Source organism: Vicinamibacteria bacterium, assembly GCA_035620555.1.
Classification (GTDB): domain Bacteria; phylum Acidobacteriota; class Vicinamibacteria; order Marinacidobacterales; family SMYC01; genus DASPGQ01.
The window spans coordinates 13,057-34,670 of record DASPGQ010000046.1; the positions used below are offsets into that span (position 1 = coordinate 13,057).

At 63.7% G+C, this 21,614-nt stretch carries 16 protein-coding genes; 10 read left to right on the top strand and 6 right to left on the bottom strand.

Annotated features, from left to right (window positions below):
* The first annotated feature begins 90 nt into the window (after positions 1 to 90).
* The 4 genes from VEK15_01710 (at position 91) to VEK15_01725 (ending at position 4,129) form a co-directional block, all read left to right on the top strand.
* On the top strand, positions 91 to 885 hold the full coding sequence (locus tag VEK15_01710; protein HXV59379.1) for a glycosyltransferase family 2 protein: 795 nt from the start codon (positions 91 to 93) through the stop codon (positions 883 to 885).
* 140 nt (positions 886 to 1,025) lie between these two features.
* Positions 1,026 to 2,042 carry an NAD-dependent epimerase/dehydratase family protein gene (locus VEK15_01715; protein HXV59380.1) on the top strand — a complete coding sequence of 339 codons (1,017 nt, stop codon included), beginning with the start codon at positions 1,026 to 1,028 and terminating at the stop codon, positions 2,040 to 2,042.
* Between the two features lies 1 nt (position 2,043).
* Entirely contained in the window at positions 2,044 to 3,138 is a 1,095-nt protein-coding gene (locus VEK15_01720; protein ID HXV59381.1) for a DegT/DnrJ/EryC1/StrS family aminotransferase, read from the top strand.
* Between the two features lie 40 nt (positions 3,139 to 3,178).
* Positions 3,179 to 4,129 (top strand): cysteine synthase family protein, encoded by a 951-nt coding sequence (locus VEK15_01725; protein ID HXV59382.1) that lies wholly within the window; start codon positions 3,179 to 3,181, stop codon positions 4,127 to 4,129.
* Here VEK15_01725 and VEK15_01730 read toward each other — a convergent pair.
* From VEK15_01730 to VEK15_01740, 3 genes are all read right to left on the bottom strand, one after another.
* Positions 4,119 to 5,849 carry an STT3 domain-containing protein gene (locus VEK15_01730; GenBank protein HXV59383.1) on the bottom strand — a complete coding sequence of 577 codons (1,731 nt, stop codon included), beginning with the start codon at positions 5,847 to 5,849 and terminating at the stop codon, positions 4,119 to 4,121. The genes VEK15_01725 and VEK15_01730 overlap by 11 nt on opposite strands.
* Positions 5,850 to 5,928: 79 nt before the next feature.
* Entirely contained in the window at positions 5,929 to 7,506 is a 1,578-nt protein-coding gene (locus VEK15_01735) for a sulfatase (GenBank protein ID HXV59384.1), read from the bottom strand.
* A 35-nt stretch (positions 7,507 to 7,541) separates the two neighbouring features.
* The gene (locus tag VEK15_01740; GenBank protein ID HXV59385.1) at positions 7,542 to 8,393 is read right to left on the bottom strand and encodes a hypothetical protein; all 852 of its coding nucleotides are present in this window, start codon (positions 8,391 to 8,393) and stop codon (positions 7,542 to 7,544) included.
* Positions 8,394 to 8,473: 80 nt separating this feature from the next.
* Here VEK15_01740 and VEK15_01745 point away from each other — a divergent pair, with 80 nt between their 5' ends.
* Both VEK15_01745 and VEK15_01750 read left to right on the top strand, forming a co-directional pair.
* Positions 8,474 to 8,833, top strand: coding sequence for a helix-turn-helix transcriptional regulator (locus VEK15_01745; protein ID HXV59386.1), 360 nt, complete (start codon positions 8,474 to 8,476; stop codon positions 8,831 to 8,833).
* A gap of 5 nt (positions 8,834 to 8,838) precedes the next feature.
* Entirely contained in the window at positions 8,839 to 11,487 is a 2,649-nt protein-coding gene (locus VEK15_01750; protein HXV59387.1) for an ABC transporter permease, read from the top strand.
* A 27-nt stretch (positions 11,488 to 11,514) separates the two neighbouring features.
* On the opposite strand, the gene VEK15_01755 is transcribed toward VEK15_01750, so the two are convergent.
* The gene (locus VEK15_01755; protein HXV59388.1) at positions 11,515 to 14,022 is read right to left on the bottom strand and encodes an ATP-dependent Clp protease ATP-binding subunit; all 2,508 of its coding nucleotides are present in this window, start codon (positions 14,020 to 14,022) and stop codon (positions 11,515 to 11,517) included.
* Between the two features lie 104 nt (positions 14,023 to 14,126).
* Here VEK15_01755 and VEK15_01760 point away from each other — a divergent pair, with 104 nt between their 5' ends.
* From VEK15_01760 to VEK15_01770, 3 genes are read left to right on the top strand one after another with little or no spacing between them, the layout of a single operon-like run.
* Positions 14,127 to 15,329 (top strand): glycosyltransferase, encoded by a 1,203-nt coding sequence (locus VEK15_01760; protein ID HXV59389.1) that lies wholly within the window; start codon positions 14,127 to 14,129, stop codon positions 15,327 to 15,329.
* On the top strand, positions 15,292 to 16,491 hold the full coding sequence (locus VEK15_01765; GenBank protein HXV59390.1) for a glycosyltransferase family 9 protein: 1,200 nt from the start codon (positions 15,292 to 15,294) through the stop codon (positions 16,489 to 16,491). The genes VEK15_01760 and VEK15_01765 overlap by 38 nt, the downstream gene beginning before the upstream one ends.
* Positions 16,492 to 16,495: 4 nt before the next feature.
* Positions 16,496 to 18,058 (top strand): Hsp70 family protein, encoded by a 1,563-nt coding sequence (locus VEK15_01770; GenBank protein HXV59391.1) that lies wholly within the window; start codon positions 16,496 to 16,498, stop codon positions 18,056 to 18,058.
* 10 nt (positions 18,059 to 18,068) lie between these two features.
* Here VEK15_01770 and VEK15_01775 read toward each other — a convergent pair whose 3' ends face one another.
* Together VEK15_01775 and VEK15_01780 are read right to left on the bottom strand one after the other, a co-directional pair.
* Complete coding sequence (locus VEK15_01775; protein HXV59392.1) at positions 18,069 to 19,541, bottom strand: oligosaccharide flippase family protein; 1,473 nt, start codon at positions 19,539 to 19,541, stop codon at positions 18,069 to 18,071.
* Positions 19,542 to 19,564: 23 nt separating this feature from the next.
* Entirely contained in the window at positions 19,565 to 19,870 is a 306-nt protein-coding gene (locus VEK15_01780) for a hypothetical protein (protein ID HXV59393.1), read from the bottom strand.
* Between the two features lie 437 nt (positions 19,871 to 20,307).
* Between VEK15_01780 and VEK15_01785 the strand changes: the two genes are divergently transcribed.
* A partial coding sequence (locus VEK15_01785; protein HXV59394.1) for a hypothetical protein occupies positions 20,308 to 21,614 on the top strand: 1,307 nt, incomplete at its 3' end.

Below are 21,614 nucleotides of genomic sequence, written 5' to 3' on the forward strand. Positions count from 1 at the left end.
GCCCGTCATGGTAGCAGGATTGCCCGCGCGCGTGGGCTGTGCTAGCTTTGTCGGCTGTCTGGAATCGAATCGAAGTCGAGCAGGAGTGGATTGATTCACGCAAGCAAAGCCGACCGAGCGTCCGACGGGTTGAGCATCGTCTTTCCCGCCTACAACGACGCGGGCACCATCCCCAGCATGGTGATCGGAGCGAGGCTCGCGGCACGAAGCCTGACGAACGACTACGAAATCGTGGTCGTCAACGACGGCAGCCGGGACCACACCGCCGAGGTTCTCGCCGAGCTCGAGCTCGTCTTTCCCGAGCTCCGGGTGATCCACCACTCCAGGAATCGCGGATATGGCGGGGCGCTCCGGACGGGATTCGAGGCGGCGTCCAAGGGGCTCATCTTCTACACCGACGGCGATGCCCAGTACGATCCCCGCGAGATGGGCCGCCTGTTCGAGGTCTGGGAGGAATCGAGCGACTTCGTAAATGGGTACAAGATCGGCCGCTCCGACCCGTTCCATCGCATCGTCATCGGGAGGCTCTACCACTGGGCGGTGCGCATCGCATTCGGTCTGGAGCTCCGGGACGTCGATTGCGATTTTCGATTGTTTCGACGAAGTATCCTCGACGAGGTCGAGCTCACCAAGAACAGCGGTGTCATCTGCGTCGAGCTCATGAAGAAGGTGCAGGATGGGGGATTCCGGATCCAGGAGGTCCCGGTCCACCACTTTCACCGGGCCTACGGAAAGAGCCAGTTCTTCAACTTCAGGCGGGTCGCGCGAACCCTCGCTGACCTCGCCAAGATGTGGTTCGACCTCGTCGTACGCAAGACTCACATGAGACGGCCCGCCGCGCAGCCGTCGCAGTCGAGCCGGGGAACCGAGACGGCCGTGCGCTGACCGAGGGCCCTAACGCCCTCGTTCTGGCGGGGTGCGGAGCGTTCGACTTCGCCAAGGCTTCGTCGAAACCGCGCCGGAGCCCGAAGGGCGCGGGCGGGAGCTCGGCACCGGCTCTCGCCACGGCATTGAGCACGAGAGAGATGAACGAAGAACGATATGAGACGTATCGGGAGTCGTTCGAGAACCGGAAAGTGCTCATCACCGGAGGGCTCGGATTCATCGGGAGCAACCTCGCCCGTACCCTGGTGCACCTCGGCGGCCGCGTGCTGCTGGTGGATTCCCTCATCCCGGAATACGGCGGGAACATCTTCAACCTCCACGGCATCGAGGACGTCGTCCGGGTCAACATCGCGGACGTTCGCGACAGCAACGGAATGCGATACCTGGTGGGAGGGCAGGACGTCCTTTTCAACCTCGCCGGCCAGGTCAGTCATATCGACAGCATGGAGGACCCGAGGACGGATCTCGAGATCAACTGCACCAGTCAGCTCTCGATCCTCGAGGCCTGTCGACGGGTGAACCCCGAGATTCGGATCGTCTATGCCAGCACGAGACAGATCTATGGAAAGGCGGCCAAGCTTCCAGCCGACGAGTCCCACCCCATCCGCCCCACGGACGTGAACGGCATCAACAAGGCGGCGGGTGAGATGTATCATCAGATCTACGGTCGAGTGCACGGCCTGAAGACCACATCCCTCCGACTGACCAACACCTACGGACCGCGCCAGCTCGTAAAGCACAATCGCCAGGGCTTCATTGGCTGGTTCATACGACGCGTCGTTTTGGGGGAAGAGATCCTGATCTTCGGAGACGGCGAGCAGAAACGGGACTTCAACTACGTGGACGACGTCGTCGAAGCTCTGCTGCTCGCCGCCTCGCACCGGAGTGCGCTGGGCGAGGTCTTCAACCTCGGGGCGCAGCCCCCCATGTCGATTCGCCAGTACGTCGAGACGCTCTACCAGGTTGCCGGAGTCGCGCCCAACTATCGCCTCGTCCCTTTCCCCGATGAGCGGCGCCGAATCGATATTGGCGATTTCTACACCGACTACGGCAAGATCGAGAGAATGTTGGGTTGGTGCCCGAAGGTGACTCTCGAGCAGGGCCTTGCCAGCACACTGGCCTATTATCGCGCTCACATCGAGCGCTACCTTTCTTGAGTTGGACGAGCTCCTTGTTCCCTTCAACGATCTAAGGCTCGCCGAGCCCGCCCTCGGCCGCGACGTTGCTCGCGCCATCGACCGAGTGGTGGCCTCGTCCTGGTTCATCCTCGGACCGGAGGTCGAGGCATTCGAGCGCGAGTATGCCGAGGCTTTCGGGTTTCCCCACGCCGTGGGCGTGGCCTCGGGCACGGACGCGATCTCCTTGGCGCTCGCGGCGCTCGGAGTGGGGCGCGGCGACGAGGTCGTGACGAGCCCGCTCACCGCGGCCTTCACCGCTCTCGCGATCAGCAGGCTGGGAGCCTTTCCCGTACTCGCCGACGTGGAGGACGACACCCTGACCCTTTCGCCTGGGAGCGTCGAGGCGGTGATCACGAGACGAACGAAAGCCTTGGTCCCGGTGCACCTGTATGGGAACGCCTGCGACATGGATGGCCTGATGGCCGTGGCGGAGAGAAACGGACTCGCCGTCGTTGAGGACGCTTGCCAGGCGCACGGCGCACGGTACCGTGGTAAGCCGCTCGGTGGCATCGGACACGCGGGAGCGTTCAGCTTCTACCCGACGAAGAACCTCGGCGGATTCGGGGACGGAGGTCTCGTGGTCTCGTCCGACCCCGCGGTGGCCGAAAAGGTCCGACGTTTGCGGAACGGAGGGCAGTCGAGCCGCTATGTCCACGAGGAGGTAGGGCTCAACAGCCGCCTCGACGAGCTGCAGGCGGCGGTTCTGAGGGCGAAGCTCCCCCACCTGGAGGCCTGGAACGAGAAGCGCCGAGCGCTCGCCGCCCGATACGACGACGAGCTCTCCCGAATCGCGGTGCCCGCCCGACCCGAGTGTCTGCCGGCACGCCATCTCTACGTCGTACGGGTCCAAGGGCGGGAACAGCTGATCGACCGCTTGAGAGCCGAACGCATCCAAGCCCTGGTGCACTACCCGGTGCCCGTTCACCTTCAGCCGGCCTACCGACATCTCGGCCAGGGTCCGGGAGCTTGCCCCATCGCTGAATCCGCCTCGGTGGCGGTCCTCTCGCTCCCGCTCTATCCCAACCTCGAGAAGCGCCAAATCGATCATGTCATCGCGTCGGTATCGGGTTTTTGATCGCGAGAAGGGCAGGGGATTCGGGCGAAAGGTACAGAAAATGAACGAAGACAGAAAAGCGGCGTCCGGTGTTCTCGGTGCAATTGGCAAAACACCGCTCGTCCGGCTCGATCGGGTGCTGAAGGCCGACTCGGCGGAGATCTGGGTCAAGTTGGAAGGGGCCAATCCAACAGGGAGCATGAAGGATCGGATGGCACTTTCGATGGTGGAAGGCGCCGAGCGCCGCGGCGAGATTCAGCCCGGGGGGACCGTCGTCGATTACACCGGCGGAAGCACGGGGAGCTCACTCGCACTGGTCTGCGCGGCCAAGGGCCTTCGTGCACATTTCGTATCCTCGGATGCTTTTGCCGAGGAGAAGCTTCAAACGATGCGCGCGCTCGGCGCTACCGTCGAGATCATACCGAGCGAGGCGAGGAAGGTGACGCCCGCTCTGATTCAGAAATGTCTCGCCCGGGTGCGCGAGTTGGCGAACGAGCCACACACGTTCTGTACGGATCAGTTCAATAACCCGGACAACCGGGCGGGCTATCACGCCATGGCCAGTGAGATCCTCGAAGCCCTTCAGGGGCAGCTCGATGCTTTCGTGATGGCAGTCGGTACCGGAGGCTGTTTTTCCGGGAATGCGGAGGTGCTCAAGGGGCAAGTGAAAGGTGTCCGTTGCGTCGCGCTGGAGCCCGCAACCTCGAAGGCTCTCTCGAGAAGTGGGTCTTTGGGTGGACACCGGCTCGAAGGAATGGGAGCGGGGTTCATACCGTCGATCATGAGGATGGATCTGGTCGATCAGGTCGTGTCGGTCTCGGATGCCGATGCCTACGAAACGGCGCGCAACGCGGCCAAGAGCGAAGGGCTCTTCTGCGGGATCACCTCGGGGGCGAACATCTGGGCGGCCTCGCGCCTGGCCAGGGAGCTTGGGCCCGGCCGCCGCGTCGTAACCGTGGCCGTCGACTCGGGCTTGAAGTACCTGCAGGGCGACCTCTTCATCAGAAGGTAGCGCGAGTCTTTGCGTCTTCGCGCCGGGGGTGGCGCGCGCTCGACTGCGAGGCCGGGGCTTTCAAGATCAGCACCGAGCCGTCCGGCGACTCGTACATCCGCTCTAGGTCGAGGGGACCCCGTCCCAGCGCGTCTCGAGAAACGGAGTACCCCGCCGGCCGCCGCGCGTAGGCGAGAAACATGTCGCGAAGATAAGGGTGTCCGAGGTTCATTGGTATCACATAGGCGACGCGTTTTTCTTCCAAGAGCGCCCGCGCCTCGTCGGGATCGACCGACGTGAAGTACCGGGCCATGGGCTCGAAACCGTGGTTGAATGGATCGGCGACCACGGGCCGTTCCGCGAGGTAGACGATCGCGTGCCCCAGATCCCAGGAGGCCAGCACCGAGGTGTCGGTTCCAGGGGGCGTCGTCTCGCGCAACCAGAGCAAGGCGTCGTACATGGCCGGTGTGATCGTGCGGTAGTGTTTTCGATGTGCGAGGGCGTCCATCCAGTTGATGCAAGGGAAGAGGCTTGCCGCCACCGCGACGGCCCCGAGCCAACGGTGGCGCGGTAACACTGTTGGCAGGCGCGCGAGAAGAAGGACCATGAAAACCGAGAACGTGTAGATGAAACGAACCTGGACCAGCGCGAGGCCGAAGCCAACCAGCGTCGCCGCCCAGATGCCTCGGTGCAGGGGCTCTCGCCACAGGCGGTAGGCAGCGATGAGGCCGACAAGGGGGAAAAAGAGCCCGAACAGGTCGATCCCCGGCCAGACGCTGACCCCCGCTTGTCCGGGAACGTGAAGAATCGACTGCATTTCCGAGGTAAAGGCGACGTCGGGGCTTTGCCTCAGGAGGACGCCGAGGCCCGCCAGAAGAGGCCAGAGCAGTATCGCCACGAGAACTGTGCCGGCCGAAGCGAGCCGAACCGACATTCGTTCGGCGATCGAGGTCGCCACCGCAGCCAGCAGGAGCACCAAGGGTTGGAGGAGTGAAAGACGCTCGAAGAGAAGCCAACGGGGCAGGCCTCCCCAGGTGCGCAGGCCACCAGTTGGCGTCGCGATCCAATAGAGGCAGACGGGAAGGAGGAGAATGGCCGCGAAAACGAGCGAGACCGAGAGATACCGCGCGGAAGCGCCCCGCGAGCGAACCTCCACGATGGCATAGGCGGTCAAGACCATCACGTGGACGATGGACGTGATGGGCGTGGTCAAGAAAAGACCGAGCGTCAGCGCGGAGCTTGCGACCACGAGGGTCCGGCTGGGCGCGCGAAGCAGACCCACGAACGCTGCGAGGAGAAGGACGAACAGAAGAGACTCTAGGACGTGGTGGTCGAGGTGCCCGAGCTGAGAGTAGGTGATGTGCCCTGGCAAAATAGCGAGAAGGACGGCGGCGGCGAGGCCGGTACCCCAGCCGAAGGCGGACCACCCGGCCAGGAACACCCCGACCGAGCAAAGGGCGCCCAGATAGGCGGGGATGACGGCGGCGATGGACTCCTGCTCGGTTCGCTCCGCGACGCCGAAAACGCGCAGACCCGCCGCGATCGAGAGATCGAACAGGGGACCCCAGTAACCCTCGCCGCCGTCGGGGTAATTCAAGTAGGGATCCGGCTTGGGGAAGTCGGTGAGGCGGAGATCGTTCTCGACGGCGTGAACGATGCGCCTCATATGATACCAGCCGTCGGTTCCGTGGAAGTAGACGCGGTCGCCGCGGATGGCGTCGTCCCATGTCAGCGAGCGCACCCAAAAGCCGACTGCCGCCGTCAGAAGAACGCACGTGATGACGAACAGAGCGCGCAGGCCTACGTCGGGTCGTCGGCGATCAGCGTTTAGCAGGGCGTTCCGCCTCCAGGTACCCGAGGGCCCGCAGCTGGTCCAGCGAGGCCGGGTCGAGCTCTTCTACTTTTTCCCCGTGCGCTTCCGAGTTCCTCAGGGCGTCGACTGCCATCCAGGCATCCAGGGAAGGTGCGAGGCGGCCAGCCTCTCCGGGAAGGTCCTGGAAAAGGTTGTTCGTCTCCGAGGGGTCGCGCTCCAGATCGTAGAACTCGTACCGGTCGCCCTCGGGGTGCGGAATGCGGATGAGTTTCCAGCGCTCGGTGCGGACCATGCGCCACTTGCCGCGGTTACCAGGAAAGTACACCCGGTCCTGCTCGGGGAATTGCGGACGTAGGGGCGCACTCTCGGCGAAGGCCTCGAGGAACGGAAGGCTGCCGCCCGAGAGCAGCGGGACGAGGCTCTTTGCCTCGATCGCCTCCAAGGGTGCGACTCCCGCGAGCTCGAGCAGCGTGGGAGCGACATCCATCAGGCGCACTTGCTGCGGGACCAGCAAATCGGCGGGAACGATACCCGGATATCGGATGACGAGCGGGACGCGGAGAACTTCGTCGTACAGGGTGAAATCATGGGTGAAATACACACCGTGCTCCCCGAAGGCCTCGCCGTGATCGGACGTTACCGCGACGAGGGTCGTCTTCTCGAGGCCGAGCTCCGAGAGAGCCTCGAGGATTCGTCCGAGGTTGTCGTCGGTGTATAGGATGGCCCCGTCGTACAGGTTCATGATCTCCTGGACCGTCTCCCGGGAATATCTCTTTTTGCCAAAGAAAATGCTGCCGCGCGAACGCCTCCAGAACGCAAGGTCGAGCAAGACCTCGTTGTCGGGGTACGCCGGGAGGACCAGGTCGTAGTACGGCCCGCCGGCGAGATCCGCGTAGGGCGTCGGCCGAAAGTCCTCCCGGTCGACTCCGACCAGGGAGCGAAGATGCTTCACTTGGGGCTCGTGATCTCGGGAGCCTCCAAAGATCACCGAATACGGGTAGCTCGGCGTATAGGGCAGATGAGGGTCGAGGAAGTGCAGCCAGAGGAAAAACGGCTTATGGGGGTTGCGTCTCGTCAGCCAGTCCACGGCGGCGAGCGAGAGGCTTCGGGCATCGAGACCGGCCTGAAACTTGTTGTTGAAGTAGTGCTCGAAGCCCTGGTCGAGGCCCGAGCGATTCCGGAGCCAGGTATGCCGCGTCATGGCGGCTGTTTCGTATCCGGCATGCCGAAACCGCTCGGCGACCGTCTCGATATCTGGCGAAAGTGTGGCGGGGTGATTGCGCACGCCATGAGTCGGCGGAGTACGGCCCGTCAGGAGCGACGCGATGGAAGGAAGCGTAAACGGCGCTTGGGCGATGACGGTCATGAACCGAGCACCTTCGGATGCGAGTCGGTCCAAGTTGGGAGTGGTGAGCCGCGAGTAACCGTAGGAGCTGACGTGATCCGCGCGGAGCGTCTCGATGGTAACGAGGAGAACGTTGGGAGGGGCGGCGGTCTCCTCTGGCCTGGTGCAAGACGCTCCCCCGATGAGGGATGCAATGAGACCGGCGGTGCTCAGGACTCTGGCCAGCCGCCGCGGTGACATCGGGAACGGATCATAGCGACTCCCCGGCGACAGGGCTATCTCGGAGATTCGTCGACGTCCAGGAGGCGACCTAGCTCGGAGGCGATGGTCTCGAGGTCGTCCCCACGGCACGCGGCGCGCACGAGCTCCCCCACGGTGTTCCAGACGCGAGGGTCGCGGTCCATCTTCGCGTGGGCGACGCGAAACAGGCGTTTCCAGAAGGATACACCCGACAAGGCGACGTCCGATCCCGGTGGTTCGTCGTAACGAAACCGCCAATTTCCCAGGATGAGCGTTCGGCTGGAATTGGCGGCGCGAATTCTCTTCTCCCCCTCGACGAAGAGGCCGTCGGTTTGATGAAGATTGAGCGCGTGCGCCACGTTCGCGGGAATCGTCCCATCGTTTCGACCCACGCTGTCCACCTGGACGGTAAGCAGGATGGGTATCTCCAGCTCCTCGAGGCGATGAGCGAGCTTGACGACGGCCGCGCCTCCAAAGCTCTGGCCATAGACGACGACGCGCCGGTCTCGAGCCTCTTCGACCCCCACGTTATCGTCCCCGTCGGCATCGAGGGCGCCGACCAAGAAGGACTCGGCCACGTCGCGTCTTCGGTTCTCGAAGGTTTCCGTGTAGATGCCTCGCTCGTACCGAAGATCGAGCGCGAGCCGGCGCACTCCTTTTTCGGCGTCGTCCCATCGGTCCCGCCCGCCGAGAAAGCCGATGACGACACAAGAATCTCGGGGAACGGGCCGGGGCGTTTCGATCTCGGCGAGGGTGATCCCACCCGCGCACGCCGAGAGGCAGCATGCCGCCAAAGCCGCCCCTCCGGTACCGACAGCTAGCGAGCGGGGTATCGAGCCCCAACTCCAGCTCGCCCCGAAGCGGCTGCACGAAGTGAACGGGATCATGGACTCAACGGCCTCCGTCCGCCCGGCACGAAACTCTTGACAAGAGGTAGCTTGACCGCCAATATAGTGTCCGTCAAGTTATGACCCACGAGCTGAAGCTCCCTCTCACACCGCTTTCCTATCAGATCCTCGTCGCACTCGCCGATGGTCCCCGGCACGGCTACGGGATCATCAAGGAGATCGAGAACACGACGGGAGAGCCTCTGAAGTCGAGCACCGGGACCCTATACCTCGCTATCGAGCGGCTCCAGCAGGAAGGGTTGATCGAGGAGGCGCCGACGGAGCACTCCCGCCGCCGGTACTACCGCCTGACCACTGTCGGGCGCGAGGTCGCGGTCGCCGAGACGAGGCGGCTCGCGACTCTCGTTGGTGTGGCCTGTGGAAAGAAGCTCGTAGGATCGCGCCAGCTCGAAGGTCTCTTCAGGCGGGAAAAAGGGTGATCTCATTGAGACGATTCCTGCGGCTACTTCTCCTCGCTCATCCTCCATGGGCACGACGCCGCTACGGGAACGAGATCGTCGAGACCGCGGTGGAGCGCCTGGCCCAGGATCATCGCTCCGCGCCCGTGCTGGCGGCCCGAGAGTGTATCGGGGTTGTTGCCGCCGGCCTGAAGATGCGGCTTGAGGAGGTGCGAGCTCGCCGAAGTCCCAAAAGACGACGCGGAGGAACCACGATGAGAGAGCTCGCTCACCACTTTCGCCTCTCGGCACGGAGTTTCTTGCGGCAACCCGTGTTCACCGTTGTCGCCGTTCTCGCGCTCGCTCTCGGGATCGGCGCGAGCGTGGCGATATTCACGGTGTTCCACGCGGTCCTGCTGCGCCCGCTTCCGTTTCGCGAGCCCGACCGACTCGTATCCGTCTGGGAGAAGAATCCCGAACGGGGCTGGCACCAGGCGCAGGTTGCAGCGGCGAACTATCTCGACTGGCGCTCTTCGGCACGAAGCTTCTCCGACATGGCCGGCTACAACGACTGGCTGGACGAGAAGGTCCTCCTGATCGAGGGCAAGCCATCCGTCGTGAACGCAAGCGAGGTCACGGGGAACTTCTTCGACGTGCTCGGGATCTCTCCCGCCATCGGGCGAGGTTTCGACGATTCGCACACCTGGGCGACCGAAGAAGCGGCGGTCGTCCTCACACACCGTTTCTGGCAGCGCGAGCTCGGAGGCGCCGAGACGGCAATCGGTCGCACCATTCGGCTCGATGACACGGACCACCGCATCCTGGGGGTCATGCCCCGAGGATTCGCCTACCCCTTCGCCGACGCTGACGTCTGGGTACCGGTGGCGTGGGATCCCGAGAATCGTGACCAAGTCTGGTTTCGGCGCGCGCACGGCATGAGGGTCTTGGGCCGTCTCCAGGAGGGCGTCTCTCCCGAGGCGGCCGAGTCGGAGCTCGCCGCGATTGCGTCTCGCCTCGATGCCGAGTATCCGGAGACGAATCGGTTGATGGGAAACGGCATCACTCCACTTCAGGAGTGGATCGTAGGCGATACGTCTCGGCCCCTTCACATCTTGATAACGGCGGTGGGACTGCTCCTCCTGATCGCCTGCGCGAATGTCGCGAACATGATGCTGGCCCGGGGCGCCGGTCGCGAGCACGAGATCCGGATCAAGAGCGCCCTCGGGGGTGGGAGAACGCGGCTTCTATTCGAAGGTCTCGGAGAAAGCCTGGTGCTCGCCGGCTTCTCCGGAACGCTTGGGCTCGCGCTGGGAATTCTGGCGATCCGTCCGCTTCTCGCCCTGAGCCCGGAAGGTCTTCCGCGCATGGAGGAGATCGGCGTCGACCCGACCGTCGTTTTATTCGCCGTAGGCGTCACTCTCGCGAGCGCACTACTGTGCGGAAGTATCCCTTCGTGGCGCGGCGCGAGCGCCGCTCTCGTTTCCGGCGCCCGAGGCGCCACTCGGGCGAGAAGAACGAACCGCGCCACGGCGTTTCTCGTCGGAGCGGAGGTGGCGCTCACCTTGCCCCTCGTCGTCGGCGCGGGTCTGATGGCGCGCACTCTCTGGCATCTCACCGACGTCGATCCGGGATTCGTCGCTGACAACGTGCTCGTGGCGCGCGTTTCCCTTCCGGGCGATCGATACCGAGACGACGCCCGGGTCGCCGCGTTCTATCGCCAGCTCATGGATGCGGTCGGGGATGCGGCCGGAGTCGACTCTGCCGCCTTGAGCAGTCGGCTTCCTTTCTGGAACCCCCGCTGGTCGAGTGACTTCACCGCCGAGGGGTGGCCGACGAACCGATACGGTATCGGAGTGCGGCACGACGAGGTCACGCCCGGGCTCTTTCGCACGATGGGGATTCCGCTCCTCAAGGGCCGGGATTTCGATCTCAGCGACGACCTCGGGGCCCCACCCGTCGTCATCATCAATCAAGCGCTGGCCGAGAAGTACTTCGCCGCCGAGGATCCTCTTGGAAAGCGGGTCTGCTTCGACCGTACTCCCGACGAGGATTCCGTCTGGCGGACCATCGTCGGAGTCGTGGGGAACGTTCGCCGCGAGGCCCTGAGCGTCGAGGAGGAGCCGAGCTTCTACGCTCCGGTGCTCCAGGACACGACGCGTGCAATTCACGTTATCGTACGAGCCGACCGGGGGCCGCTCGCCCTGGTCGACTCCGTCCGCGAGACCGTGCATTCAATCGACCCCGTCGTCCCGCTTTTCGACATCACGACGCTCGAGGCCGTGGTGAGGTCCTCGATGGCCCGGGAGCGGTTCCTGCTCTCGCTCTTGGCGGCAGCGGCGGGACTCGCGCTCGCGCTTGCGAGCATCGGAATCTTCGGAGTCGTCCTCTATTCGACCACGCGGCGGGTACGGGAGATCGGGATCCGAATGGCGCTCGGAGCCCGAGGGGCTTCCGTCGTCGGTCTGGTCGTTGGCCGTGGAATGCGGCCGGTTCTCGCGGGGATTGCAGCAGGGATTCTCGCGGCCGTCCTCGGGGTGCGGGCTCTGTCCACCTTCTTGTTCGAGGTCGAGCCGCTCGACCTTGCTACCTTCGCAGCCGTCGTCACAGTCGTGCTGACTGCGGGGCTCGCAGCCTGCGCGATCCCGGCTCGTTGGGCTACGCGGGTCGAGGCTTCGTCGGCGCTTCGCGCCGAATGAGAATTCCGCGCGCCCGTTGCCCGTCGATCAACGCAGGGTGCCCCGCGCGCCCGGGGCGGGGACGGGTTGGGATGCGAGCGAGGGACCCGGGATGGGCGTAAAGACGATCTGATTGTCCTGTAACGATATCCGGACCCTGCCGCCTTTCCTCAGCCGACCGCTGATGAGGTCGCGGGCGAGCATGTTCTCGAGTTGAGACTCGACTTCGCGCCGAAGGGGTCTCGCGCCATAGACGGGATCGTAGCCGTCGGCGGCGAGCTTCTCCTTGACCGCGTCGCTCACGTGGATCGTGAGGCTCTGTTCCGCAAGCCGTTCGGCGAGGTCGTCCAGGACGAGGTCGACGATTTGTCGAATGTGCGCTCTCTCCAACTGATGGAAGACGATGAGATCGTCGATGCGGTTGAGTAGCTCGGGCTTGAAGACCTTCTTCACTTGACGCATGACCCGGGTCTTGATCTCTTCGTACTTCCTCGACGATACCGGGTTGGAAAAGCCGATGCCACCGTACTCGAGAGTGATGTCTTCACTGCCGATATTGGAAGTTGCGATGATGATGGTGTTGTGGAAGCTCACCGCCCTGCCCTGAGCGTCGGTCAATCGTCCTTCTTCGAGGATCTGGAGCAGCATGTGGTAGACGTCGGGATGAGCCTTTTCGATCTCGTCCAGGAGCAGAACGCTATAGGGGTTCCGCCGAACTTTCTCGGTGAGCTGGCCTCCTTCACCGTAGCCGATGTAGCCGGGTGGTGAGCCGATCATCTTGGACACCGAGTGCCGCTCCATGTACTCGCTCATGTCGAGACGGATGAGCCTTTCCTCGTCATCGAGCAGAAACTCCGCCAGCGCCTTGGCGAGCTCGGTCTTGCCGACTCCCGTCGGACCGAGAAAGATGAAGGAGCCAATTGGCCGCCTCCGTCCCTTGAGCCCCGCCCGGTTGCGCCGAATCGCGTCGGAGACCGCGCGCACCGCATTCTCCTGGCCCACGATGCGCTGATGGATGTTGTCCTCCATGCGCGTCAACTTTTGAGCCTCGGACTCGAGGATCCGCGTGACGGGAATGCCGGCCCAGCCCTGGACGACCCGCGCGATGTCCTCGCTGCCTACTGCCGAGTCCTCGGGCACTCTGCTCTCGCGCCACCGATGCATCATCCGTCGCAACTCCGACTCGCATCGCATGATGTTCTGCTGGCACAATGCCGCCCGCTCGTAATCCTGCGCCTGGTAGGCGGCGCGTTGTTCGCCCACGAGTTTATCCCGCTCCCGCTTGGCGCGGCGGATCTCCGGAGGGGCGTAGACCAGGTCGAGGTGCTTGCGCGATCCCGCCTCGTCGAGCAGATCGAGCGCCTTGTCGGGTAGGAAGCGGTCATTGATATAGCGCTCCGAGAACTTCGCCGCCGCATCGATGGCGTCGTCGGTGAAAACCACGTTGTGATGCAGCTCGTAGCTGCGCTTCAAGCCCTTGAGAATTCGAAGCGTGTCCTCGACGGATGCCTCCTTGACCAAGATGCTCTGGAAACGCCGTTCGAGCGCCTTGTCCTTCTCGATGTGCCGCTTGTAGTCCTCGAGGGTGGTGGCCCCGATGCAGCGCAGCTGTCCGCGAGCGAGAGCGCTCTTGAGCATGTTGGATGCGTCGAGGCCGCCCTCGACGTTTCCCGCGCCGACCACGGTGTGAAGCTCGTCGATGAACAGGATCACCTGCCCCTGAGCGGCGAGCACCTCCTCCTTGATGGTCTTGAGCCGCTCCTCGAACTCTCCGCGGAACTTGGATCCGGACACCACCTCGCTCATCTCGAGCAGGAGCACGCGCTTGCTGGCGAGCGTGTCGGGGACTTCGGCGTCGGCGATGCGCTGGGCGAGGCCCTCGACGATGACGGTCTTCCCCACGCCGGGCTCACCGATGAGAACGGGATTGTTCTTCTTTCGCCTCAGCAGAATCTGGATGAGTCGACTGATCTCTTCTTCTCGCCCGATGACGGGGTCGAGCTCCCCCTTGCGGGCGAGCTCGGTCACATCGGTCGTGTACTTCGAGAGAGTTTCGTAGTTGGTGTCTCCGCGCTTGTCGTCGACGGTGCGGTTCCCCCGCTGCTTCAAGTAAGCGTCTTTGGTTCGCTCGTAACGAAAGCCGAGGTCGCGCAAAATTCGAGCCGACAGCCCTGCCGGCTCCCGGTGCAGCGCGAGTAACATGGCGCCGACCCCGACGAAGCGGTCGCCCATCTGGTCGGCTTCTTCCTTCGCGAGTCGAAGCGTCTCCGCCGTCTGCGGCGACACGAGGATCTGTAGCGAGCCCTCCCGGCGCGATTTGAGCTTGTTCCGTTGTGCCGCGAGGATCAGGTCGATGATGGACTTCTTCGTCTCGGTTTGAGGGTGTCCGAGCTCGTCGATGAGGCGCAGCGTCTCGGAGTTGTCCTGTTCGAGAAGCCCGAGGAGGATGAACTCAGGCGTGAGCTCGTTCTGCCGGAGGTTCACGAGCTCCATCGAGCCGATGTTCACCGCCTCGACGACGCGCTCCGTGCAGTGCCGAAACAGCACGTTGTTCATACAACTCGCCTTCTCGAATGGCGCGCAGAGGAAGCCGCCAAGTGGAAGCATAGCATATCGAGACACATACGAGGACGGCAGAAGCTATAATCGCGGAAACGCCGTTGCGAGTTCTCACCATCACGTCGTCTTACCCGAAGTTCGAGGGGGACACGACGGCGCCGTTCATCGAGGCGATTACCCGAGAGCTCGCGGCCCGGGGCCACCGGCTCACGGTCGTGCTCCCCGCTCGGTCCGACCTCGCTCCGGTGAATATCGAAGGGGTGCGGTTCCGGCCGTACCGCTACGTCCCCAACCGCGCGCTCGAGGTCTTCGGATATGCCCAGGCGCTCGAGAGCGACCGCGCCCTTCGGGGGACGGCCATCATGGTTGCGCCGGGGGCAGTCGCATCCGGCGTGTACGCGCTCCTATCGGAGCTTCGGAGCGAGCCTTACGACGTGGTGCACGCGCATTGGGTCGTACCCAGCGGCGTCATGGCTTGGCTCGCCCTCTCGATTCAAGGCACCCCGCTGGTGGTGAGCCTGCACGGATCCGACGTATTCCTTTCGGAGAAGAGCCGGGTGGTACGTCGGTTCGCGGCGCGCGCGTTCGCGCGAGCGGCTGCCGTCACCGCTTGCAGCAAGGATCTTGCCGGGCGAAGTCTCGCACTGGGAGCCCCGCCGCCCTCGGTGATCCCCTATGGAGTCGATACGGAACTGTTTCGCCCGGGGTGCGGGAGCGGGAACGGGAACACGGAGAGAGTCGTTCTCGCCGTGGGCCGATTGGTGGCGAAGAAAGGCTTCGAGTATCTCGTTGATGCCACGGCACTTCTTCGAGGTCGGGGCTTTCCCGTCCGACTGATGCTCGCGGGCCGCGGGGACCTGGAAGGTGAGTTGGCCGGTCGGGCCGCGGAGCGCGGAATCGTCGAACAGGTAGAGTTTCTCGGCAACGTCCAGCGTGCCGATCTTCCCGCCCTTTTCGACTCGGCCGACGTCGTGGCCGTCCCCTCGGTACGAGACGCCGCGGGCAACGTGGATGGTCTTCCGAATGTGTTGCTGGAAGCGATGGCTTCGGGAAAGGCCATCGCCGCAACGAAAGTGGCCGGCATACCTCAAGCGGTGCGCGACGAGGAGGAGGCTCTTCTCGTGCCGGAGAAGGATGTCGAAGCGCTTGCCGGCGCGCTCGCGCGCCTGCTCGCGTCCCGGGAGCTCCGCATGAAGCTCGGTTCCTCGGCGCGTGAACGCGCGTGCGCGCACTTTTCCTGGAAGTTGGCTGGGGATCGCTACGAAGATGTTCTTCGCTCCGTCACGCAAGCTCGCCGCCCGTAGGCGTCGCGACGGCGGTCATCGTATTTACGACCCGAGAGAGCGCGCCCTGCTCGGGCTGTTCGACGCCTTCTTGCGAGTGGTTTCGCCCATCGCGGGTCTTCGACCCGCCGGGCCGATGGGCGAGCCGTCTCGCGCGCGGCGCATACTCGCGCTTCGTCTGGATCGAATTGGGGATTTCGTCACCACGCTGCCCGCACTGGAGTGTCTGCGTGCGGCGGCGCCGGAGGCCCACATCGAGCTAGGTGTCGGAAGCTGGAACGAGCCCATCGCGCGGAGACTGCCGTTCGTGGACGCCGTCCGCGTGGTGGATGCACCCTGGGCGTCCTGGGAGAAGCGAACGAGCTTCGCCGATGCGCGGCGCGCCCTGGGAAGCGACTGGGATCTGGCGCTCGACTTCCAAGGCGACGTCCGCGTCATCCTCCTCATGGCACTCGCCGGGGCCAAGCTCCGCGCTGGCTACGGCGAGACCGGCGGCGCGCACCTGCTCACCCACCGCGCGCGCTGGGACGAATCCAGGAGTTGGTACTGGCAGAACCTCGAGTTGCTGCGTACGCTGTTCCCCGAAACCGATTTCGAGCCGCCCGCCCGCCCCTTCTCCTTCCTCTCGGAGGTCGATCGTGAGACCGCGAGGGGTGTGCTCGACACCGGGGCCCACTCTCTGATCGGCATCCACCCGAGCGCGGGTCGAAGGCTCAAGCAGTGGGAGGAGTCAAAGTTCGTCGCCCTCATCGACCGTCTGGCCGAGACGGCAACCATCGTTCTTACCGGTTCGTCCGGAGACGAAGCTCTCGTGCGAGGGATTGCGGCCAAGGCCAGGAAGCCCCCGCGGGTTCTGCTCGGGATGCCACTCTTGACATTTGCTGCCGTCATCGAACGCTTCGACCTGTTCGTTACCGGGGACACTGGGCCCATGCATCTCTCCCACGCGGTCGGGACCCGTAATGTCGCTATCTTCGGGCCCTCGGACCCGGTTCGCTACGGACCGGAAACGGATCTTTCTCTTCGGCGTGTCGTGCGACAGCCGCTCTACTGCTCGCCCTGCAACATGATCCGTCGACCACCCGGGGAATGTGCCCGGGCTCCCACGCCCGAGTGCATCGCTTCGGTCGGTGTGGAGCAAGTTCTGCAGGCCGTTCAGCTCTGCCTTAATGTGCGATTATGAACTGATGGTCACCATCGGCTTGGACCTTGGAACGAGCGGTGCCTCGGTGGCCGTGTTTCGTGATGGCAAGCCGGTCATCGTTCCCAATCGGGAGGGTGCGCGGAGGACGCCCGCAATCGTAGCGCTTTCGAACAGCGGTGAGTGGTGGACGGGGCAAGCGGCGAAGCGTCAAGCCATCACGAATCCGCGGGGAACCTTCTGGGACTTCTTGCGCTTGCTCGGCGAGAGGTTCGACTCTCCGGCGGTGCGTTCCATCTCTACGCTCGCGCCGTTCGAGGTCGTCGAAGGCCGGGACGGCTACGCACGGTTGCAGGCCCAGGGGAAGGATCTTCATCCGGCGACCCTGGTGGCGATCCTTCTGGCGGCGCTCAAGCGGGACGCCGAGATGGCACTGAGAGCGCCAGTAGGCGGGGCGGTGATCGCCGTGCCACCGATGTTCCACCTCGGTCAAGAACAGCTCGTTCGCGACGCCAGCCGACTCGCCGGGTTCGAGTGGGTCCTGGTGCAGCCGTCGACCACGCTCGCGGCACTCGCGCCTCGAATAACAACGGGCCCGGCCCGAAGGATCGCCTTGTGCGACCTGGGTGGAGGGAGCTTTTCGGTGAGCCTGGTGGAGGACGACGGGCAGGTGTGCGCCGTCCTCTCCACGGAATGGGAACGATTCGTCGGTGGTGAGGATTTCGACCAGCTCCTCGTGCGGTATCTTCTGGAACGGCTCGGAAAAGAAGAGTGGCTGGATGCTTCGCGGGATCCCCTGGCCCTGGTCCATTTCAAAGAAGCCGCCGAGAGCGCCAAGCGGCGCCTGTCGGTCCTCGCCGAGGTGAGAGTCGAGGTCCCCCTCGGCGGCGATAAGCTCTGGACCCCGACGCTGCGGCGTACGGAGCTCGAGTCTCAGCTGGCCCCGCAGCTCGAATGGATCGCCTCGCCGTGCAAGAAAGCACTTCAAGGTGCGGGCCTCACGAAACACAAGACCGACGTCGTTCTGTTGTTCGGAGGCTCCTCCCGAATTCCAAAAGTCAACGAAATCTTGAGCGGGGTCTTCGAGAAGGATCCCACGCGCGGACTTCACCCCGACGAGGCGCCGGCTCTCGGAGCCGCGGTGCGCGCGGCGATGCTCGAAGGGGCTCTCGCCGACCGTGTCCTGATGGATGTGAGTCGGCACCATGTTGCGGTGGAGGGGCCGCCGGGACGCGTCACGCCAATACTCTCCCGACATTCCGGAGTGCCCACCAGAGCGACCTGCTCTTTCGAGACGACGGACTCACGGCTGGAGCTCAACATCCTTCAAGGAACCAGCGAGCGAGTCGAGGAGAACTTGTTCCTGGGAAGGCTCTTGTGGGAGGTTCCGTTTCGGCACGGGCCGAGCGCGGTCGTCGTCGCCGTGGAGGTGGACGTCGCGGGGAAGGTCTCGGTCGAGGCGGGGGACGTCGCGAGCGGGCTCACCCGTCAGATTCCTCTGCGAACCGGAGGCTCGTTGGACGACGCCGACCGCGAGCTCACCCTCGCCGAGGTGCGACGTAGCCGTGAAGACGATGTGGCGGTCGACGAGGGGTGGAACGCCGGCTAGTCGCGGGAAGTCAGTGTCGAGCGCTCAGAAAATATCGCTCGTAGCGTCCGAGCAGCCTGGTCCTGACTAGGGCGAGCTCATCGGGGCGAAAGAAGCCGACGGCGTAGAGCAGCACAGGGAATGCGAGCACGGCGGCACCCTTGACCAATAGGGCACGGGTCCAATCGGCGGGTGCCGCGAGAGAGATCCAGAAAGCCACTCCGGCGGTGGCCGCGACCTTCGCGAGACGGCCGAGCTCGAACGGTATGGGGTAGAAACGATTCCCGAAATAAAACCCGAGCACGGCCATGAAAAAGTACCCGGCGACGGTTGCCCATGCCGCGCCGAGTATCCCGAGGCGAGGAATCCATAGGATATTGAGGATGACGTTCACCGAGGCGGCACCGAAAGTGATCGCCGGCAGGACGCGCGTATTCTTGCTGATGCCGATTCCAATCGAGGTCAGGGCAAACACCCCCTGCAGCACGTAGGCAAGAACGACGACGGGGATGACGGGGTGGGCGTCGTGAAATCGAGGCTCCGCCATGAAGAACAGAAGCTCGCGACCGAATATGGCATTGACGAGCCCAAACCCGATCAGAGCGGCGAAGGGGTATGTGGCGATCCGACCCAGGATGCGCGGCGCATCCGGCTTCGCGAGCTGCGCGTAGACGAAGGGTCCCCAAGCGAGCTCGAAGGCAGCGAGGAAAAACTTCACTCCCGTGCCCAGCATGTATCCGACGTGGTACAGGCCGGAGGCCGACAGGCTGGCGAAGACCTCCAGGAGCTTTCGGTCGGACAGGTTCAACACCTGATGGGCCAGGCCGTGAGGGACCTTGGGCAGACCGAACGCGGCGGCCTGCTTCAGCAACGGCCAGGACCACCCGGCGGTGAGGTTTCGCGCGAGCATGGGCGACAAGACGGCCACGAAGGCGGCGGACGACAAGACGTCGGCCCAGAGCACACCGGAAACCCCGAAACCTCCCACGACGAGCGCGAGCTTCAGTCCAATGCTCAGGGTGCTTCGGACCAGGGTGACCAGCGTGAAAGCCCGCGGCCGTCCCTCGATACGAAACAAGTTCATGGGCACGAAGGCGAACGTGTTCAACAGAGTGTCGAGCGCCACGAGAACGATCCAGGCGGATACGGCTGATTCTCCGAGCAGCGCACGCGAGATCGGGCGAGCCGCCGCGCTCGCGGCGATGAACAGCACGAGGCTTACGACGAGGGAGAACAGGAACAGCGTGGTCGCGAGGAGCTTGCGATCGCGCTCCGCGGTCTGTTCGTAGTACACGCGAAAGAACCCGGCATCCAGGCCCAGGCGGAAGAAGATCTTGGTGAGAACCCCGAAGAGAAGAAGGATACCGAGCGCTCCGTATTCGTTCGGCCCGAGATAGGCCGTGAAGACGGGCAGCAGCAAGAAGTTGACGAAGTAAGGGATGACGTCGGCCACCCCATAGATCGCACTGTGTGAGGCGAGCTTCTTCAGCTCGTTCCGGATCACGTCGCCATCTTACCGAAACCCCTTCAGTCCTGTCTCAAGACCGATGTGACTTCGATTCCCGCCAAGCGTTCGGTGCGCTCGACACCGGTACGAGTCAGTATGGTCGGTGCAAATGCCGCGAGACCTTCGAACACCTGGCTCTCCGACTGCCAGTCGATGAGGTTCGCACCAGAAACGTTGGCTTCAAGATCGTTTGATTCCGTTTCCCACACGACGACGAGCCGCTCGGGGTCGTCGTGCGGCAGCGGTCGGAGCACGACACTCTCTACGACACTGAAGACCGACGTCACGGCACCGATTCCGAAGGCGAGAATCATAACCGTCGGCACGACGAAGGTCGTTCCTTGACCCAGAGCCGCAAGCTATTACGAACAATCATCGCTCCCGGTCCCCTTCCTAATGGCATTTGCCAGACAACCTGATCGCTGCTAGGCTTCCTATGCCACCCTCCTCTTAATACCCCTGAGGAAGTCCTACGGGGCGCCGGGCCCTAATCCCGGCGGTGGCTTGCCCGGCGGCGCCGTGCCAGTAAGTCATTATAACTCAATTGTTTAAAGCGACCGCCCTCTCGTGTTCCTCTCGGGACCGAGCCCCCAAGAACGTTCTGCCCCGATTGGCTGCCGAGACGAGTCCCAAGCGGATCCTGCTCGACAAATACGAACGTCATTCGGTGAGGGTGGGTTCCAGCGAAGAGCGGATCCCCGGATCGCGATTGGGCGCAAGAATGTTCTATGATGCCGTGCTCTCGGTTTCAGGAGGTAGGTCCGTGATTCATCGGAAGCGACTTCTCGTGGTCTCTTGTATCGTGCTCATGGGGTATGTCCTCGCCTGGGCGGAGACTTCTCCTCCCGCGGCCGACGTCAAGATTCCCCTGCACGAAGGGCTCGGTAACGCGCATCTGCCCATCACCACGAGCTCCGAGTTGGCGCAGAAATACTTCGATCAGGGCGTGCGGCTTCATTTCGGTTTTTGGATATCGGAGGCCCGTCGCAGCTTCGAGGAAGCCATTCGTCAGGATCCGGATGCGCCGATGCCGTACTGGGGAAAAGCCTGGGCCTACGGCCGATACCACAACAATGCCGCGCCTTCCGAACCGGATCTCGAGACCTCCTACGAGGCCATTCAAGAAGCAATGTCCCGCAGATCCTTGGGAACGAAACTCGAACGCGGCCTCATCGAAGCCATGGCCCTGCGGGTCGACAAAGACCCGAAGGCGCCGCGAGAGCCGCTCGATGCCGCTTACGCCGTGGCGATGAGGGATTTGGCGAAAGAGTATCCCGAAGACGTGAACGTCCTCGTCCTCGCGGCGGCGGCGCAGATGAATACGTCCCGCTGGAACTATTGGGATCGGAGTGGCAAGCCCAACGACGAGAACACCACGTGGTTCGTCGAGACGCTGGAGAAGGCCCTCGAGCTGGATCCGTCGCACTCGGGTGCGATCCACTACTACATCCACGGCGTGGAAGCGTCGTACGACGTCTACCGCGCCCGCGAGCCCGCCCGCAAGCTCGCCTCCACGGCTCCGAACCTCGCCCACCTGGTACATATGGGCTCTCACATCCTCATTCAGACCGGTGATTACGATCACGCCGCCGACACCAACATCGACGCCTCGATGGCCGACGAGCTCTACATCGGGCAGCCGGACCAGGAGGGCATCTACCCACTGGGCTCGTATCAGCACAACGTCCACTTCGTTTGGGTGGCGGCGTCCATGGAGGGGCGGAGTCTCGTCTCTCTTCAACAAGCCCAGAAGCTCAGAGACAAGGTGTTCGAGACCATTCCGCATCGGGTCATCGCGCAATCCGCCCGGTATCAAAACTACATGTCATCGCCCTACTACACCATGGCACGCTTCGGCTACTGGAACGATATTCTCAGCCAGCCGGCGCCGCCCGAGGAGTTCCGCTTCGTGACTGCGATGTGGCACCACGCACGGGGGATCGCATTCGCGCGACAAGGGCGATTCTCCGAAGCGTGGAACGAGCATCGAGCCGTCGTCGAGATCGCGGAAGGAGACATTCTCGGTGGGCCGAGTCTTTCGGGGCCGGATATGAAAGAAGGCTCGTATTC

Excerpts from the sequence above, each read along its gene's own strand:
- VEK15_01755 (HXV59388.1), bottom strand. The coding sequence starts at position 14,022 with ATGAACAACGTGCTGTTTCGGCACTGCACGGAGCGCGTCGTCGAGGCG.
- VEK15_01715 (HXV59380.1), top strand. The coding sequence starts at position 1,026 with ATGAACGAAGAACGATATGAGACGTATCGGGAGTCGTTCGAGAACCGG.
- VEK15_01725 (HXV59382.1), top strand. The coding sequence starts at position 3,179 with ATGAACGAAGACAGAAAAGCGGCGTCCGGTGTTCTCGGTGCAATTGGC.
- VEK15_01740 (HXV59385.1), bottom strand. The coding sequence starts at position 8,393 with ATGATCCCGTTCACTTCGTGCAGCCGCTTCGGGGCGAGCTGGAGTTGG.
- VEK15_01765 (HXV59390.1), top strand. The coding sequence starts at position 15,292 with ATGTTCTTCGCTCCGTCACGCAAGCTCGCCGCCCGTAGGCGTCGCGAC.
- VEK15_01745 (HXV59386.1), top strand. The coding sequence starts at position 8,474 with ATGACCCACGAGCTGAAGCTCCCTCTCACACCGCTTTCCTATCAGATC.
- VEK15_01770 (HXV59391.1), top strand. The coding sequence starts at position 16,496 with ATGGTCACCATCGGCTTGGACCTTGGAACGAGCGGTGCCTCGGTGGCC.
- VEK15_01735 (HXV59384.1), bottom strand. The coding sequence starts at position 7,506 with ATGTCACCGCGGCGGCTGGCCAGAGTCCTGAGCACCGCCGGTCTCATT.